18 protein-coding genes, 3 tRNA genes and 1 pseudogene are annotated in these 16,645 nt (G+C 33.0%); 8 read left to right on the forward strand and 14 right to left on the reverse strand.

The annotated features are described in order from the left end of the window. The first annotated feature begins 29 nt into the window (after nucleotides 1–29). From AB4865_RS06060 to AB4865_RS06085, 6 genes are all read left to right on the forward strand, one after another. Entirely contained in the window at nucleotides 30–560 is a 531-nt protein-coding gene (locus AB4865_RS06060) for a tetratricopeptide repeat protein (RefSeq protein WP_372474833.1), read from the forward strand. Beyond that, the gene (locus tag AB4865_RS06065) at nucleotides 484–1,410 is read left to right on the forward strand and encodes a tetratricopeptide repeat protein (RefSeq protein ID WP_372474834.1); all 927 of its coding nucleotides are present in this window, start codon (nucleotides 484–486) and stop codon (nucleotides 1,408–1,410) included. The genes AB4865_RS06060 and AB4865_RS06065 overlap by 77 nt, the downstream gene beginning before the upstream one ends. A gap of 357 nt (nucleotides 1,411–1,767) precedes the next feature. After that, nucleotides 1,768–2,505 carry a shikimate dehydrogenase gene (locus AB4865_RS06070; protein ID WP_372474835.1) on the forward strand — a complete coding sequence of 246 codons (738 nt, stop codon included), beginning with the start codon at nucleotides 1,768–1,770 and terminating at the stop codon, nucleotides 2,503–2,505. A gap of 117 nt (nucleotides 2,506–2,622) precedes the next feature. Then, nucleotides 2,623–2,695, forward strand: a tRNA-Gly gene (locus AB4865_RS06075). A 33-nt stretch (nucleotides 2,696–2,728) separates the two neighbouring features. Next, nucleotides 2,729–2,814, forward strand: a tRNA-Leu gene (locus tag AB4865_RS06080). A gap of 31 nt (nucleotides 2,815–2,845) precedes the next feature. Further along, nucleotides 2,846–2,931: transfer RNA gene (locus tag AB4865_RS06085), tRNA-Leu, on the forward strand. A 52-nt stretch (nucleotides 2,932–2,983) separates the two neighbouring features. Here AB4865_RS06085 and AB4865_RS06090 read toward each other — a convergent pair. The 5 genes from AB4865_RS06090 to AB4865_RS06110 form a co-directional block, all read right to left on the reverse strand. Then, nucleotides 2,984–3,460 carry a regulatory protein RecX gene (locus AB4865_RS06090; protein ID WP_372474836.1) on the reverse strand — a complete coding sequence of 159 codons (477 nt, stop codon included), beginning with the start codon at nucleotides 3,458–3,460 and terminating at the stop codon, nucleotides 2,984–2,986. After that, nucleotides 3,460–4,332, reverse strand: coding sequence for a cupin-like domain-containing protein (locus AB4865_RS06095; RefSeq protein WP_372474837.1), 873 nt, complete (start codon nucleotides 4,330–4,332; stop codon nucleotides 3,460–3,462). Before AB4865_RS06095 ends, AB4865_RS06090 begins: the two co-directional genes overlap by 1 nt. 93 nt (nucleotides 4,333–4,425) lie before the next feature. Continuing rightward, nucleotides 4,426–4,785, reverse strand: a complete 360-nt coding sequence (locus tag AB4865_RS06100) for a hypothetical protein (RefSeq protein WP_372474838.1) — start codon at nucleotides 4,783–4,785, stop codon at nucleotides 4,426–4,428. Between the two features lie 56 nt (nucleotides 4,786–4,841). Next, entirely contained in the window at nucleotides 4,842–5,702 is an 861-nt protein-coding gene (locus AB4865_RS06105) for a transporter (RefSeq protein ID WP_372474839.1), read from the reverse strand. A gap of 25 nt (nucleotides 5,703–5,727) precedes the next feature. After that, nucleotides 5,728–6,273, reverse strand: a complete 546-nt coding sequence (locus AB4865_RS06110) for a helix-turn-helix domain-containing protein (protein ID WP_372474840.1) — start codon at nucleotides 6,271–6,273, stop codon at nucleotides 5,728–5,730. Nucleotides 6,274–6,514: 241 nt separating this feature from the next. Between AB4865_RS06110 and AB4865_RS06115 the strand changes: the two genes are divergently transcribed. Both AB4865_RS06115 and AB4865_RS06120 read left to right on the forward strand, forming a co-directional pair. Beyond that, nucleotides 6,515–7,612: a M14 family zinc carboxypeptidase gene (locus tag AB4865_RS06115; protein ID WP_372474841.1), complete on the forward strand. Its 1,098-nt coding sequence runs from the start codon at nucleotides 6,515–6,517 to the stop codon at nucleotides 7,610–7,612. Between the two features lie 178 nt (nucleotides 7,613–7,790). Beyond that, complete coding sequence (locus tag AB4865_RS06120) at nucleotides 7,791–8,270, forward strand: Lrp/AsnC family transcriptional regulator (RefSeq protein ID WP_372474842.1); 480 nt, start codon at nucleotides 7,791–7,793, stop codon at nucleotides 8,268–8,270. 238 nt (nucleotides 8,271–8,508) lie between these two features. Here the strand turns inward: AB4865_RS06120 and AB4865_RS06125 are convergent, their stop codons facing one another. The 9 genes and pseudogenes from AB4865_RS06125 to AB4865_RS06165 form a co-directional block, all read right to left on the reverse strand. Further along, nucleotides 8,509–9,015 carry an OmpH family outer membrane protein gene (locus AB4865_RS06125; RefSeq protein WP_372474843.1) on the reverse strand — a complete coding sequence of 169 codons (507 nt, stop codon included), beginning with the start codon at nucleotides 9,013–9,015 and terminating at the stop codon, nucleotides 8,509–8,511. A gap of 11 nt (nucleotides 9,016–9,026) precedes the next feature. Continuing rightward, nucleotides 9,027–10,262 (reverse strand): OmpH family outer membrane protein, encoded by a 1,236-nt coding sequence (locus AB4865_RS06130; RefSeq protein ID WP_372474844.1) that lies wholly within the window; start codon nucleotides 10,260–10,262, stop codon nucleotides 9,027–9,029. A 34-nt stretch (nucleotides 10,263–10,296) separates the two neighbouring features. Further along, nucleotides 10,297–13,020, reverse strand: coding sequence for an outer membrane protein assembly factor (locus AB4865_RS06135; RefSeq protein ID WP_372474845.1), 2,724 nt, complete (start codon nucleotides 13,018–13,020; stop codon nucleotides 10,297–10,299). Between the two features lie 30 nt (nucleotides 13,021–13,050). Next, a pseudogene (locus AB4865_RS06140) lies at nucleotides 13,051–13,800 on the reverse strand (isoprenyl transferase); the annotation flags it as partial. A gap of 180 nt (nucleotides 13,801–13,980) precedes the next feature. Next, nucleotides 13,981–14,667 carry a DUF6089 family protein gene (locus tag AB4865_RS06145; protein WP_372474846.1) on the reverse strand — a complete coding sequence of 229 codons (687 nt, stop codon included), beginning with the start codon at nucleotides 14,665–14,667 and terminating at the stop codon, nucleotides 13,981–13,983. Nucleotides 14,668–14,903: 236 nt separating this feature from the next. Next, complete coding sequence (locus tag AB4865_RS06150) at nucleotides 14,904–15,422, reverse strand: hypothetical protein (protein ID WP_372474847.1); 519 nt, start codon at nucleotides 15,420–15,422, stop codon at nucleotides 14,904–14,906. 8 nt (nucleotides 15,423–15,430) lie between these two features. Next, nucleotides 15,431–15,685, reverse strand: a complete 255-nt coding sequence (locus tag AB4865_RS06155; protein WP_372474848.1) for a hypothetical protein — start codon at nucleotides 15,683–15,685, stop codon at nucleotides 15,431–15,433. Beyond that, complete coding sequence (locus tag AB4865_RS06160) at nucleotides 15,682–16,257, reverse strand: RHS repeat-associated core domain-containing protein (protein WP_372474849.1); 576 nt, start codon at nucleotides 16,255–16,257, stop codon at nucleotides 15,682–15,684. Before AB4865_RS06160 ends, AB4865_RS06155 begins: the two co-directional genes overlap by 4 nt. Beyond that, the gene (locus tag AB4865_RS06165; protein ID WP_372474850.1) at nucleotides 16,254–16,643 is read right to left on the reverse strand and encodes a hypothetical protein; all 390 of its coding nucleotides are present in this window, start codon (nucleotides 16,641–16,643) and stop codon (nucleotides 16,254–16,256) included. The genes AB4865_RS06160 and AB4865_RS06165 overlap by 4 nt, the downstream gene beginning before the upstream one ends. Nucleotides 16,644–16,645 lie beyond the last annotated feature (2 nt).

Below are 16,645 nucleotides of genomic sequence, written 5' to 3' on the forward strand. Positions count from 1 at the left end.
TATTTTTGCCCAACAAAATATTGAAATTTATGGATTTTGAACATGAAGGTATCTATGAAGAGTTAGTAAAACGTTTTGAAAAAATGGTTCAAAACGATGCATTTGAATTTTTCGATACAGAGGAATATCAGGATATTGTGGTCTATTATATCGAAAAAGATAATCTATTTATGGCAAAAAAAGCCTTGGATTATGCCTTGCATCAATATCCGATGGAACTAGATATTTTGGTAATACAAGCAGAAATCTTTATCGTAGAAGGCAAGTTTGATACAGCTTTGGAATTACTCAATCAGTTAGAGCAAAAAGATGACAAACATTATGAAGTTTTGTATCAAAAAGGAGTTGCATATTCTCGAAAAGGCAAACACCGTCAGGCTATTGACTATTTTTTCCGTGCCTCTTCTCAAACCATCGAAAAGGACGAAGCTTTTCATCAATGTAGGGATAGAATATATCTTTTTACAGGAATATCCTCATGCAATGGAGTATTTTCAAAAAGCATTGAAATACCAGCCGTTGGAAATGGTAGCATTGCAAAATTTATTGTTTTGTTATGAAGTGCAAAACTTGCATCAAGCAGGAATTGATTTTCTTAACGAATTTATCGATAAATATCCATACAATGATTGGGCATGGCAACAATTGGGCAAATTTTATTTCAATATCAACGAATTTGAAAAATCTGCCGAAGCATCAGATATGGCAATTGTAATCAATCCGAAATCTTTGCATGCCTATTTAGAAAAAGCATCCGCTCTCGAACGTGCAAAAAAATACAAAGATGCAGTAGAGACTTACCTCGTTTTTACAGAACTATTCAAACCGACGTCGTATGTGTATTCTCGATTGGGGTATTGCTATTTAGAAGTCGGAAAAACAACACTTTCGAAAGAATATTTTGAGAAAGCACTAGAATTAGATCCCAAATTTGAATTGGTTTTGTTGTATTTGGTAGAAATATACATTGCAACAGGAGATTTTCAATTGGCAAAAGAATCGATTGAAAAAGTAATAGCTATTGACCCTTCAAACGCAGTTTATTGGAAAAAAAGAGGGTTTATCTGCATAGAAACAAAAGATTTAGATCAAGCCTGTGAATCGTTTGGAAAAGCCATCGATAGAGGAGAAAACAGTGTAGAACTACACTTGCTCTACGCTCAGTTTTTATTATTCCTCGATAGAGCCGACGAAGCAATTGAAGTTTTGAAAAACATAGAAGAAAAAGCACCTGCTGTAGCCTATGTATATTTTATTGCAGGCTATTATGATTTAGGACAAATAGACCTCGCATTGGAATATTTATACAAATTGATGGAACGCGACCCAGAGGAAATAGTGGTACTCTATGACCGTTTTCCTGAAATTTGGCAAAAAGAAGAAGTGCAAAAGATCATTTTTCCAAAGTAATGTTTTTTTACCACCGAGAAACAGAGACGCATAGTGCTTATTCCCTTTCTTTCAAAAAAGGGGGGGCTGAAAGGCGGGGTAGTTGAAATAAACAGATAGGACACAATAGAAACATAGAAATAACTTTGTGAATAAAATTAGACACTTAGCTTTTGAGAGTACACCCCGTAGAATAATTTCATTTTCAACAGAAAAAACATAGATTGTTGTTTTTAAAAATTCAATGTTTCTATTTGTTTAAAAAACAATACACCTATGGTTTAAAAAAAACACAACGAAACTAAATAACTTCTTACAGTTGGGTAAAGCCTCGGCGCGTGGTTAAATAAACACAGTAAGTGTAAAAAAAAGAAAAAAATGAAAACATTAGGATTGATAGGGAAAAATATATCCTATTCATTTTCAAGATTGTATTTTACAAATAAATTTGAAAAAGAAAATCTATCAAAAATAGAATATGTAAATTTTGATATAGAAGCTATATCCAATGTAAAAGATATTTTACAAAATGAGAAAAATGTAGGGTTTAATGTAACTATTCCCTATAAAGAAGAGATGCTACCGTTTTTAGACCAATTGGACGAGCATGCACAAGCAATTGGAGCGGTCAATGTCATTGTAAAAAAAGAAGGAAAAACGATTGGAAGTAATACCGATTGGATAGGATTTTTGCAATCATTACCAGACGATGTTAATAAACTACACAAAAAAGCCTTGGTTTTGGGTACTGGAGGAGCCTCTAAAGCGATTGTTTATGCCTTGCAACAGGTGGGTATAGAAGCATTGCGTGTGAGTAGATTTAAAAAGGATGGAGCGATAAGTTATAAAGACTTGACTCATGAGTTGATACAATCACACACATTGATTATACATACAACGCCCATAGGAACATTTCCTCAAATAGAAAAGAGTATAGACTTTCCCTTTGAACATATTACAGAGCAACATTATGTCTATGATTTGATTTATAATCCTGAGGAGACAATGTTTCTAAAAAAGGCAAAAAAAAGAGGGGCAAGGACACAAAATGGTTATCTGATGTTGATATATCAAGCCGAAGCAGCATGGAAGATGTGGGGATTAAATAATTTGTAATCAATAAGAATAAAAAAATAAAAGAATTTATTTAAAAATATTTGGTTTTTATCAAAAAAACTTATTATCTTTGCAATCGCAAATAGGGAGAGATATTTGCAAAAGTTCATAAGAAATGCGAAAATAGCTCAGTTGGTAGAGCGCAACCTTGCCAAGGTTGAGGTCGCGGGTTCGAACCCCGTTTTTCGCTCAGAGGATATTGAAAAATTTAATTACTCATTTTGCTCGAGTGGTGGAATTGGTAGACACGCTGGACTTAAAATCCAGTGAACAGTAATGTTCGTGCGGGTTCAAGTCCCGCCTTGAGTACAAATTTTTCTTTATTTATTACCTTTTAAACGCTCGAGTGGTGGAATTGGTAGACACGCTGGACTTAAAATCCAGTGAACAGTAATGTTCGTGCGGGTTCAAGTCCCGCCTTGAGTACAGAATCGCATCTGAAAAGGTGCGATTTTTTTTATAAAAAAGGCAAATATTTTTAATCGTTAGTTTTTTCCAAATCCTTCAAAGCTTCAAAAATCAATGAAGTTTCATAACCTTTGCGGATAAAGTAATTGCAAAATTTTTGTTTTTTCTTGTCCGTGTTGTGCTCTTGGAGTTCGTTCCATTTTTTTTCGGCGTAGAGGTAGAAGTTGGAAATGTATTCTTTCTCGATTTCTTTCATACCTAACTTGATATTGTAAGCAGAAATCTCACGAAGTTTTAATTCGTGTTCGATGCGAATTTTTCCCCATTTTTGATGATGGTGTTTGCCTCTGCAAAATGATTGTGCAAAGCGGGTTTCGTCTATAAATTTATGTTGAGATAAGTGTAGAAGGATGTGCTCGATGGCTTCTTGAAACATCCCCAACGATCGCAATTTTTGCTCAACTTCTTTGTAGCATCGGTCTTGATAGACGCAATAATGCTCTGCTTTTCGTTTCGCTTCTTCTACACTTAGCCCTTTGATTTCCATTATTTTATTCCTAAATTTTTGTGAGTATCGGTGATAGCTCTTTCGTTTTTCTCATCTATCCATGCCTGTCCTTTTCGTTTACGCATAAAGTTGTCAAAATGACGCATAATTGCTACATTGTAAATCGCTTTCAATAAAAATTTAGGATTGCGAGGTAAGGCTCTCAAACTCATCGAAAAACTCGGTGTCAAGTACTTCATATAGTGCCAATAACCTTCGGGCATATACATCATTTCCCCGTGGTTGAGGTCGCAAATATATCCTTGAGCTTGTTTCAAGGCAGGAAATTTTTCAAAATCTGGATTGTCAAAATCTATATCCTCTCTACAAATCAACGAATGTGGTACTTTGTACATATATTTTGATTGTTCTGGCGGAAAGATGATACAACGTTTTTTTCCATGGAAATGAAAATGTAAAATATTGGAATAGTCAATGTCAAAATGCATGAAAACTTTAGAATTTTCACCACCAAAAAACAACATAGGCAATTGTTTGATCAATCGTAAACCAATGTTTGGCCATTTGAAATCGTTTTTCAATGTCGGCACTTCTTGCATGATGTTGTACAAAAAGATTCTATAATTAGTAGGTTCTTTTTCCAACAAATCGATATAATCTTTCATTTTCATTTCTGCGTGAGCTTGATTAAAACCATCTTCGGCTCTCACAGGACGATCGTCATACAGAGGTACAATTTTATCGCCAGCTATTTCTCTGATATAGTTCAGATTCCATTTTTCATAAGCAGGCCAGTCTTCTGTCAATTTTTCTACTACAACGGGAGTTTGAGTTTTTACGTATTTTTCAATAAAATCTTTTTTTGAAATCGTTTTAACTCTTTCAATTGGTTTTAAATTTAATTGACTCATTTTCTTTTCCTAATATTAGTAATAAATTGAAATAGCAAAAGTTGTCTAAAAATAAGATATTTACACAACTTTTGTTTGGTATTTGATAAATGATTATTTTTTTGCTCTTGATCGACCTTTTGGTTCTTCGGTTTTTTCCTCCTCTTTCTTCTCTTCTTCTTTTCCTTCTTGATTTTCTACTTCACATTCATCACCTTCACAACAAGAATTGAAATCCTCTTCTTCAAATTGGTCAAAGTTTTGCAAGAAATAATCCAATTCTTCGTTTGTCAATTCTTCATCTACAAAAAAACTCTCAACTAATCCGTTTAATTTATTGATGCTTTTTCTCAATTTTTTATTGATAGCCTCTTGTTCTTTTAATAATTTCTTGTAAGATTTGATGATATTTTTTTGTTCTTTCAACAATTCTTCTTGTTTTTTGTTGGCTTTTTTAAGTTCTGCTTTTTTCATGATGTTACATATTTTGATCATGATATAAAGGTAGGTATTTTTTTCTATATAAAATGTTAACGATTGATATTTTCATATGGATTTTTCCATTGAGTAGCTCGTTGATTTCTCCATGATAGCCCTATTCCTGCTGTCCAAAACTTTTCCTTACTATTGGTTCCAATCCCAAAATGAACGTCTGATTGAAGGTTTTTATGCCATCTATAGGTAGCTCCTCCTTGCAATAGTTCTCTTTCGTGTGGCAATAAATAGGTATAGTCTCCCCATTTTTTTGTATGTTCGGCAAACAAAGCCACTTTCGGACTTGCGGCAAAAGAAAGTGTTGCAATATATCCCATATAGGCCGTTTGTAGAGTTGGCAGGTGTTCGTAATTCCAATTGGTGATTAGAGTCCATTTGCGGGACAAATGTTGTTGTGTTGTTAATCGGAACGACCAATGGTAGTTGGGTACCACAGTCGAAAAACTATTAGGAAAGTGAGTGTGATACCCTGCATACAATGCCACCGCAGGTATTAATCGTTTGAATTTATAACGTTGATTTGCTTTCCAACTATACAAATTGATGGGTTCGGAATAGTTTTTATACGCATCATAAATAATCAACTTTGTACCCAATTCCAATTTTCTAAAGCCATTGATTGTGGTTTGATTATTTGAAAAAGTTGTATAGTCCGATTGTAATAAAAACTCCAATTGCTCGAAAAACAATCCTGTTCGTACTTGCAATTGATAGGTTGAGCTTTTTCCGTGGTCATAAGTTGCCATTGTATAGCCCGTTTCTACTTGAAAGACATTTTTTCCTACGCCATAACTTCCCATTGATAGACTTGGTCGGTTACTATTTATATGTTGGGTAAATTGTGCCTGAGAAAATGTTCCTACCAAGCAAAATAAAACTGCAAATTGTTTTTTCATTTTTAAATTTTATTGAAATGTAAATTTACAAATTTTCGACATATCTTTTAAATGTACCATCACTAAAAAAATAAACTATGGATTCTATTTTTTTAGGGGAAACATTTTTTGTAGGCAAAACATCATTATTCAAAATAGGAAGGGAGGTTATATGTTGAAAATTTTCCTCTTGTTTTTCTTCTGTAATTTCTTTCAAAAAATCTTCCTCATGTTGATGATTTTTCTCTTGAAAAAATGTTTGTTTTTTAGATGAAATTTCGCTTTCAAAATTATCATTTTTTTCTTCAAAATGGGCTGTGTTTTGAATGTTATTTAGATTCAAATTTTCGCTTAAATTTTCATTGATTTTTTCATTCAAAAACATAGTTTGCGAACCATCAGCCAACCAGTATAAATTTAGGGTAGGGTAGTGTTCGATGATTTTGAGTAAGAGTTCCAAACTTGGCTTATTTCTGTTGGACAACAGATGAGAAACGGTTGATTTTTGAATGCCAATCAACTCGGCAAATTGTGAGGATGTAAGTTGAAAGGTTTCGAATATTTTGTGTAATCTGTCCGAAAATTGTGTCATTTTATTCAAATAATTGTGTTGTTTACATTTGTAAAATTACAAAAATATACAATTGTAAACAATATAAAGTAAAACTTTATTTAAAATAATTTATATATCTGATTATAATAGTTATAATATAATGTAAAATATGAGTGTTCGTTCAGTGGTTTACAATTGTAAATCGCTAAATTTGAATGTAAATATTAAATACAACAATAAAAATTGTTATCTTTGAATGTACTAACAAATCAATAAACCAATGCTTACAAAATACATAGCGACACCGTTTGTCAAAGGGAGATATATCCGGCTGCAAGAGGTTGAAAAAATGATAGAACTACTTCCCAAAAGTTTGTTTTTTATCAGAGAAATTGGTCAAAGTGTGCAGGGAAAATCCTTGTATAAAATTCAATTTGGGGCTGGAAAAACACGTGTGATTTTATGGTCGCAAATGCACGGAAATGAGGGGACGACAACCAAGGGATTGATGGATTGGTTGTACGCACTTTTACACGATGTAAATTACTATCGTTTTATCAGTGAAAATTATTCGATTTGTATCCTACCGATGGTCAATCCTGATGGAGCAAATATGCACACGAGGGTCAATGCAAGTAACATAGATTTAAATCGAGATGCAAAAATTATTTCGCAACCCGAAAGTCAACTTTTGAGAAAAGCAATAGAGGATTTTCAACCTGATTTTGCATTGAATTTACATGACCAGCGAACCATTTTTGGTGTTGGAGAAAGCGATACTCCATCGACAATGGCATTTTTGGCTCCTGCATTTAATGAAGAACGAACGATAAATGGAGTTAGACAGAAGGCAATGGCTGTTATTGTGGCAATCTATGAACAATTGAGTAAGCAAATCGGTCAGCGAATAGCTCGTTTTGATGATGGATTTAATGATAATTGTATTGGAGATTATTTAACCTTGAAAAGCATACCAACGATTTTGTTTGAAGCAGGGCATTATCCCAACGATTATCAAAGAGAATTGACTCGCGTGTGTGTATTTCAGTCAATTGTTTATGCTTTTGCTTATATGTACAATTTAGAAGATTTAAGCGATGATATTGTTGAAAAATACCGAATGATTCCAAATAATTTAAAAACGTTTAATGACATAAAAATCGAGGGGTATTCGTATTGTGAACCATCATTGTTGAAAAATGGTCATTTGATGATTCAATTTGTAGAACAGCTAAAAGCTGAACAAATAGATTTTGTACCAACAATTGATCGAGATGAAACCAATCATTCGATGCATGCACATTTAACTATTATGGCTAAAAATTATTCATTTTTTAATGAAAATGACGTTTATCAATTTTTAAAACAAACGCTCTAATTATTGATGCTTGTTTGTAAATATACTTTTTTATTTTCTAATATATAGTATATTCAATTTATTTTTTATGTCTTTGTAATTTGTAAGTTGTTTTAAATGTTTGAAATTTAACGATTTTTTTCTAAATCAAAATAAAATGTTATATTTGTTAATAAAAGAAAAGAAAAAATAAAAAATTATGAACAAAGTACGTTTAGACGAAATCGACCACACAATTTTGGATATGTTAATTGAGAATACACGTGTTCCATTTACTGATATAGCAAAAGCGTTGGATATGTCTGCAGGAACAGTACATGTCAGAGTAAAAAAAATGGAAGATGCTGGGATTATCCAAGGTTCTACTCTTACTGTAGATTATGACAAAATAGGCTATACGTTTGTAGCTTATGTTGGAATCATTTTGGAAAATACTGCTCAGACCAATTTTATATTGGAGCGTATCGGAAAGATTCCTTATGTAGTAGTAGCTCATATTATCACTGGAAAATATGATTTGTTTATTCAGCTTAGAGCAAAAGACAAAGTACATGCGAAAGATGTAATTTATCAAATCAACGACATCGAAGGAATTAGGCATACGGAGTCGATGATTTCGCTTGAGGAATGTATCAATGATACCAGTCGATTGATGCACAAAATCTTTAGAGAATTATAATAAGAAGTTGTGTTTTTTTATTGAAATAATTTTACTATTCAAAAATCCTGTCCAATAGTATTTCTGGACAGGATTTTTTATTTTTATGTAAGCATTGTAATTTCGTATGTCAATTTGTGTTTAGATTCCTACCGAGTGTCAAGGAAGAGTGATTTTTAGTAAATCTAAAATTAAGAACTATTGATATTATACAAAAAAACTCGAGCAATTTGCTCGAGTTTTTTATAGATTGTGTAAATTATTTGATACCTAATTCTTTTTTTACTTCTGCCATCAAGTCTTTACCTTTAGCAATGATTAATCCAGAACCAGAGTCAAAAACGTAAGTATATCCACCCGTGTTTGATACTTTTTCTACTGCTTTAAACGCTTTGTCCATGATAGGGTTGTTTAATTCAATAGATTTTTTCTGAATTTCTTGAGCAGCTGTTTGTTCAAATTGAGCAATTCGCATTTCAGCTTCTTGCAACTCTTTAGAACGTGCTTGATTTGTTGCATCTCCTGCCGTAGGAGCTTCTTTTTGGTATTTTGTAGCTTTAGTTTGGAACTCGTTTACCATTTTGTCGTAGTCAGATTTGTATTTAGCTTGTAAATCTGTCAAAGTTTTTTGTGCTGCTGCTGTTTCAGGCATCGCTTGTACCAACTCTGCAAAGTTTACATGTGCAATTTTATCTTGTGCTGACGTTGTAAATTGTGTTCCTAAAAATAACACTGCTGCTGCAAAAATGTTTCTGATTTGTTTCATGTTTGTTATAATTATTTATTTGTTGATTTTACTTTTTGTTTTTGTTCCTTTTCTTTTTGTTTCTGTTGTTCTTTCAACTTGCGTTGCTGTTCTTTTTGTTTTTCCTTTTGTTCTTTTTCTATTTTCTTTTTTTGCTCTTCTATTTCTTTTTTTCTCTTTGCTTTTTTAGCTTCGACTTGTTTCTTTTGAGCTTCTATTTGTTTTTTTCGTTCATTGAGTTTTTGTTGTTTTACTTTTTCTAACTCAATTTTCTTTAACAATTGTTTTCTCGCAAGCTCTTCTTGTTTTTTCTTTTGCTCTTCGATAGCCTTTCTTTGTTTTTCCTCTTGTTTTTTCTTTTCATCGAGGATTTGTTGTTTTTTCTTTTCGGCTTCTTCGATGGCTTTCTTTTTAGCTGCTTCTGCTTTAGCTTTTTGCTCTTCTATTTTTTTCTTTTGTTCTTCAATCTTCTTGATTTGCAATTGCTTTGCTTCTTCAGCTCTTTTTTGTTGCTCTGCTTTTTGCTGTTCTATTTTTCTTTTTTGTTCTTCTACAAAAGAGGTTGCAGCGTTTGGATTTTCTTTGCGATAATTTTCGATGATTTCATCTTCTTTCAATCGTTGCAATTCTTTTTGCTTTTGGGCAAACTCTTCACGTTTGTCACGTTGTTTTTCTTGCTGAGCCTCAAATTTTTCTTGTTCTTCGAGAGCTTTCAATTCTTTTTTCGACAGTTTACCTTTCGAGCGATTTTTTTCCAATTGTTTGATGACTTGGTCAGAAATATCGTATCGTGAATTGGAATATATAATGCTATTGCCTTCGTCGCTTTTATCAATGACCATACTGTATTTTTTCTTTTCTACTATTTCGTTTACGATAGTAAAAATTTGGTCTTGAGCTGCCTTGATCGAATTGGTCTTTTGAACAAAATAATCTCCATTGGGTCCGTATTTTTCTTGTTGGAAATTGAGCAACTCTGTTTCAAGGATACTGATATCTTCTTGTTTTTCGCTGATGAGTTGTGGGGTCAATAGATTTTTTTCTACAGCCAACAAATCTTTTAAATCTTTGATTTCTTTTTTCTTGTGTTGGATGATTTGATCCCATTCGTTGGTTCGTTTTTTCAATTCGTTTTCGGCTTCACGAACCTCGGGCATGGTTTTCAAAATGTATTTGGTGTCTATCACTGCTACTTTGTCTTTTGCTTGTGCATGTGCAAAATTTATAGATGAAAGAGCAACCAATAGAATTAACGCAAACTTTTTCATAATAATTATTTTTTCAAAAGGTATGCCATATTTTTTAGAATTGCTGTCCTAAAATAAAATGGGTTTGCCATCCTCCGATGCGGTTGGTACCAGGAACCTTGTCAAATCCATATCCAAAATCCATACCCAACAATCCAATCATCGGCATAAATACTCGTACTCCTGCCCCTGTAGAGCGTTGTAATTGGAATGGTTTGTAGGTTTTGAAATCGTTATATACTGCTCCCGCATCAAAGAATCCCAATATAAAGGCAGACATTTGTGCTTTTAAGGTAATTGGATAACGCAATTCTAATGAGAATTTGTTATACGCAGTACCTCCAATAGGCATTCCTGTATTGTTTTTCTGGTTTAACTGATTGTCTTCATAACCTCTCAATGCGATGTTTTCTCTACCATCCAATGCAAAGTTCATCATTCCACTTCCTCCTAAGAAATATCTTTCGAATGGAATCAATCCTCTGTCTTGGTTGTAGGCACCTATAAATCCAAACTGTCCTGTAGAACGCAATACCAATTTGTCAACTAACAGAGTGTACCAATCGGCTTTGAAATTGAATTTGTAATATTCCAACCAATTGAATCGTTTTTGGTCGATTTTTGTTTGGTTTGGTGCGGCATCTCTGTAATCGGCTACAGGGTATCCATTAGCGTCTATGTAGGTACCAATTGGAATATCAGCTCCTGTTACTGGATGAGAAGTCAAAGTAGTGGTTACCGTTTTGTACTCTCTTTGATTTTCTAAATCGGCATAATTTACTCCGTTTACCAATGAATATGGGAATGTAAATTTACCTGAAATACTCATTATAGAACCAGCTGATGGAAAAATTGCTGGGTGTAATCCGCCTCTGTTGTCTCTTGTCAATTCGATGTTGTAAGCCAAATTCTTTGAATAACCGTTGTTAAACGCCAAATATGACAAGTTGTAATTGTTCAAATTATAGTTTTGATAACTTAATGAGTGTGACAAGGTAAAGATTGGGTCAGCCAAACGTTTTGCTAAACCTATATTTACCGATGTAATTGCCAATCCTTGCGAACGGTCAATTTTGTATGTGTATGGATCAAATGCAGATTGTTTACTATACGAAATCGAACCAAATAATGAGATTGGTTTTCTACCTCCAAACCAAGGTTCTTGGAAACTCAAACTCAATGTTGTAAAATAGGTAGATGCTTGTGCTCTAACTGAGAATTTTTGTGCATCTCCCATAGGGAATGGTGTATAGGCCTTTTTGTTGAAAATATTTCTGATAGAGAAATTGTTGAACGAAAGGGCTACTGTACCAATAAATGTACGACCTCCGTACCCCCCTTGTACTTCTACTTGGCTCTGTCCGTGTTCTACTACTTGCCAATCTATATCAACTGTAGAGCTCACAGGGTCGGCATTTTTTACATCTGGAACAATGTTTTGTGCATCAAATATGTTCATACTCTGTAATCTACGCATAGATTCAAAGATGTTTGAACGATCCCATTTTTGTCCTGGGATAGTACTTAATTCACGTAAAATGATGTAATCTTTGGTTTTGTCATTTCCAGAAACGGTAACATTGTTGAAACGAGCAACTGTACCTTCGGAAATTCTCACGTCAAAGTCGATAGTGTCATTATGTGTTTGACGTTCAAGTAAATTAATACGCGAAAATAAATAACCATTGTTTTGGTACATGTTTCCGATATTGTTTCCGTCTGGGTCGTTGATATCATTTACACGTTTGTTCAGTAATACTCCGTTGTACAAATCACCTTTTTCAAATCCGATGACTCTTTTTAGTTGATAATCAGAATATACCGTGTTTCCAATAAAACGAATATCTCCGATAAAATATTTTTTACCTTCTTCGATTTGAATATCGATATTCATACGGTTGGTTTGTGGGTTGTAAGTAGCTTTTTCGCTTACAACACGAGCGTCTCTAAAACCGTTTTCTTTGTATTTATCTACGAGATTTTCAAGGTCTTTTTCGTATTCTTTGGCAATAAATTTTGATGGTGTGAAAATACGCAGAGGGTTCAAAGGACTTCTCTGTTTGGTTTTCTTCATTGATTTTTTCAATTTTCCATCAGCCAATTGATTATTTCCGTTAAATTGGATTTTTTCAATTCGTACTTTCTTACCTTTGTTGATATCGATGTGTAAGCTCGCTTCCTTTTTATTGGTAGGAGATTGAACTGTTTTGATTTCAACTTGGGCGTTGTAATAACCGTTTTTTCTGTATTTGTTTAGAAGGAAATTACGCGTATTGGCAATCAAATTTTCATTGATGATTTTGCCTTCAATGATTTTCAATTTCTTATTATTGTTTTTACCAGTAGTTTCCTCGTAGGCAAATTTCATTTCTTTTAGAATTTCCTCTTTTTTCGATTTTTTCAAACCAGTGATTTCTACATTTTTCAATCGAGGAAGTTCTTCTAAATAGATTTCGATATCCAATACATTTCCAATGATATTTTTTTCGTATATTTTGATATCGCTAAAATATTCTAGATTCCAAAGTTTTTTGATAGCATCAGACAGTTCGTCTCCAGGCAAGTGGATGTTTTGTCCTTTTTGCAAGCCAGTGAAGGTCTGAATAGTCATTGGGTTGAAATAGATGTTACCGCTGATGGTAATTTCTCCCAATGTATAGGTTTTGATTCCAAATTCGTCTGTTGCGATTGTTTCGGTAGTTGTTTCTGTTGCGATTGTTTCTTCTTGAGCGTACAATGATACACTTGTACTAAAAAACAATACAGATATGTATTTCAAACTTTTTTGATACATCACTTTGAAATTCTTTTATTTAGTTAGTTGTTCGCTTGTTTTACCAAAGCGTCTTTCTCTATTTTGAAAATTGTAAATCGCCTCTGCCAATCCTTCTTCGTCAAAATCTGGCCAAAGAGTTTCGGTAAAGTACAATTCTGAATATGCCAATTGCCACAAAAGGAAATTACTGATTCTCTGTTCGCCACTGGTACGAATCATCAAGTCTACATCTGGAATGTCGTGTGTAAACAGATTTTGTGAAATGGTATCTTCGGAAATTGCATCAATAGCTAATTCCCCATTTTGTACTTTTTGAGCTATTTTTTTCACAACTTGAGTGATTTCATCACGGGAACCATAACTCAATGCAACGCTTAGTGTCATGCGTTTACCGTTTTTGGTCACTTCCATTGCTTTTTTGAGTTCTTTACTCACTTCAGATGGTAAATCGTCGATGTTTCCGATGACATTGAATCGAATATCGTTTTCAACAAAACTTTTAATTTCGTTTTTCAATGCAAAAGACATCAATTTCATCAAGGCGTTTACCTCAATAGCTGGACGGTTCCAGTTTTCAGTACTGAAAGCGTATAATGTCAAATGAGGAACGCCTATTTGAGCACAGTATTTCACTATTTTTTTTACAGTTTTTACACCGTTTTCGTGTCCGATATTACGCAAAAAGCCCCATTTTTTTGCCCACCGACCGTTTCCGTCCATGATGATGCCGATGTGTTGAGGCAATTTGTCTAATTGTATATTTTCTGTGTATTTCATTTGTTTAGGTTTCTTTTTTTTACCACATAGCTATATCTATTTTTTTACCACCGAGTTCCGATAATTATTGGGAATTGCTAAAATAAATTTTACATATTCCACTCTTCGATTACCTTTCTTTCCTTCGACTTAGCTTAGGGTGACAAGAGGCGGCAAACGTGTGAAACAAAATAATTACTAATTTCCTTAAAAATTAATCGGTGTACAATAGCAAGGATTTTTTCCAAAGGTATAGGTAATAGCAATTTTGGTAAACATATACCAGTCGTTACTAGTAGGATTACCAAAATTTAGAGCATTTATACCAGGATGGCTTCCGTCTAGATTGTCTGTAAAGGTGTATCTTGCACCTACTTCGGCACTGAACACCAATCGTTTTCTCAGTTGCGTTTTCAATCCCAAGGCAAAAGGAACGGCAGGAGTAAATTTGTACGTATCGTTTTTTACCTGTACATCATTTGTAAAAAAGGATTCATTGTATGAAATTGCGGCGATTCCCAAGTGCATATATGGTGTAAAACCCACCCACTCATTATGCAAGTCAAAAGGGAAAAAGTTGAATTCTAAACCAGCAGAAAACTCATGGATTTTGTTGGAAAAATGATAGTTTCTTGCTTTTCTAAATGCCATATCCGAATCTTTGTCTGCCCCCGAAATAGAAAGGTTGGAATAGTTTAAACGCCAAGAATGTCTTGGGCTTCTATTCCATCGGTATTGAAATCCAAATCCAAAATCCTTTGGATTGATATATTTAGTAGATCCTATATCTGTGATGGTATTGATAACCCCCACAACGATTCCCAATTCATTGATTTGAGCGTGAGAATTCATACTAAAGCATACCAACGATAGGGCAAATACTATTTTTTTCATACAATTTTTATTGCTATCTGTTGAAATTTTCAAATTCTTTAGACAAAAGTCATCGGATTTGACCAAACATTTTTCTACTTATTGAATAGAAAAAGTCTACAATTCGCAAATATACAAAAGAGTTTAAGATGTGAAAACTACAAAAGCACTATTTTGAAAAGTTTTTGATATTTTTAATATAAAAGCTGATTTTCAATCATTATTACAAAATTTTTTATGTTTTCAATTTTTATCAATTAATCTTCCATATAAGGAAAAAATCTTATTTGATTGTTTTCTCTAAATTCTCCAAAATGTTCATTAAACAATTGGTCTATTTTAGAATCTAACAAACAAGATAATTTTATAGGTTTTTCTTCTTCTTCTTTTAAATATATTTTTATGAAAAATAAATTATCTATTAACCAATATTTGATAGAACTATTTAATGATTTAGTTGCTGTACATACCAATTCCCAATTACAAATATTTTCTTGATTTATTGTAATTGTTTTACCATTTTTATTAATAATCAACTGATTTTTTTTAAAACAAATATGAGTATTTTTGTCGTATAAATAATGATTAATCAATAAAACGAGTTGTGGAATGATAGGTATAATCACAATCAATAGTATCCCAATGATAAAATTATTATCTTTTTCTGATTCAAATGTTATATCCGAAAACCAATAGTAGAATATACCTATGATTACACTATTTGCAATAAATAAAGGAAATAGAAATTTTAAAATTTTGAAAAATGATATTTTCATGTTAATAATTATTTTATGTTATACTTCATCCAATTTGATATAGCCGAATCAATAAAACGATTATAACCATCCAAAAACCCAGGTTTAGAAGCTTGATATGCTCCTTTTGTTACATCAAAAGTAGCTCCTACTAAAACACCCACAATAGCTCCTTGTACTCCTCCTATTTGACTTCCAATAACAAAGCTCGTTAATGTACCTGTTGTATCATAAAAAAATTCTGTTTTTGTATATCCATTTTTTAATTCATGAGAATGGCTCAATTTGTAATAATTACCTCTTCTCCATTGTGATAAATAGAAGTTGCATCTGCTCCACTTGGGTCGCTCCAATATACAGGATTGTTGTCAAATGCATTGTAAGGTGAGTATTCATAATGAATGACAGGGTCTTGTATTACCCAACGAGCTATGCTTGGATTGTAATGTCTGAGATCCATTTCATAAAATCCAAATCCTAAATTGTCTTCATATTCAATTCCATTAAATTTATATTTCTCCGCTGCTTTGTTGCTATTGACATTCCCCATCATATTATACCCCTCGTGTTGCAATCCAAATGGGTAATAATTCGCCTCGTCGATGATTTCACTTGTGGGTTCAATACTGCCGTTTTGATTGAGGTCGGCATAACTCAAACGGATATTTCCTAAATGGTCTTTGTACTGATATACATACAAATAACCTCCATTGTGTGGTTTTACATATCCCTCTGAGTGAGCGAAAAATTGTAATACACCGTTTTCGTATTGGAATTCTCCGAAATAATCGGTGGTTGTTACTGCTCCTTGGTTGGGTTGTATGCGTTTTTGTATTCTTTTGCCTGTGGCTATCACTTGTTCATCTTCCTTTCTTTCTCTTCTTCTATTGCTTTTCTATAAAAAGGAGCTATTTCGATTAAAATTTTTTCGTCATTACGAAAAACTTGAATTATGGAATCACCTTTTACTTTGCTGATAGAATCGCCAACCTCCATCTTCCCCCAAAAATATGGATGAATTCCTCTATTTGTACCGTCTGAAAATTCAACCATCGAACTATTATGATTTACTTTATCTGCATATTTTTTTATGATTATTCCGTTATAACTATCTTCAATTTCTACTTGATAACTTTTGTCCAAGTAGTATAAAAGATCCTTCTTATAAACTTCAAAGTACAGTAATATTAATACTCCTATAAAGAAAACAACCATAAACCATTCATTTCCTCCTCTTCTCATAA

Source organism: Capnocytophaga sp. ARDL2, assembly GCF_041530365.1.
GTDB lineage: Bacteria > Bacteroidota > Bacteroidia > Flavobacteriales > Flavobacteriaceae > Flavobacterium.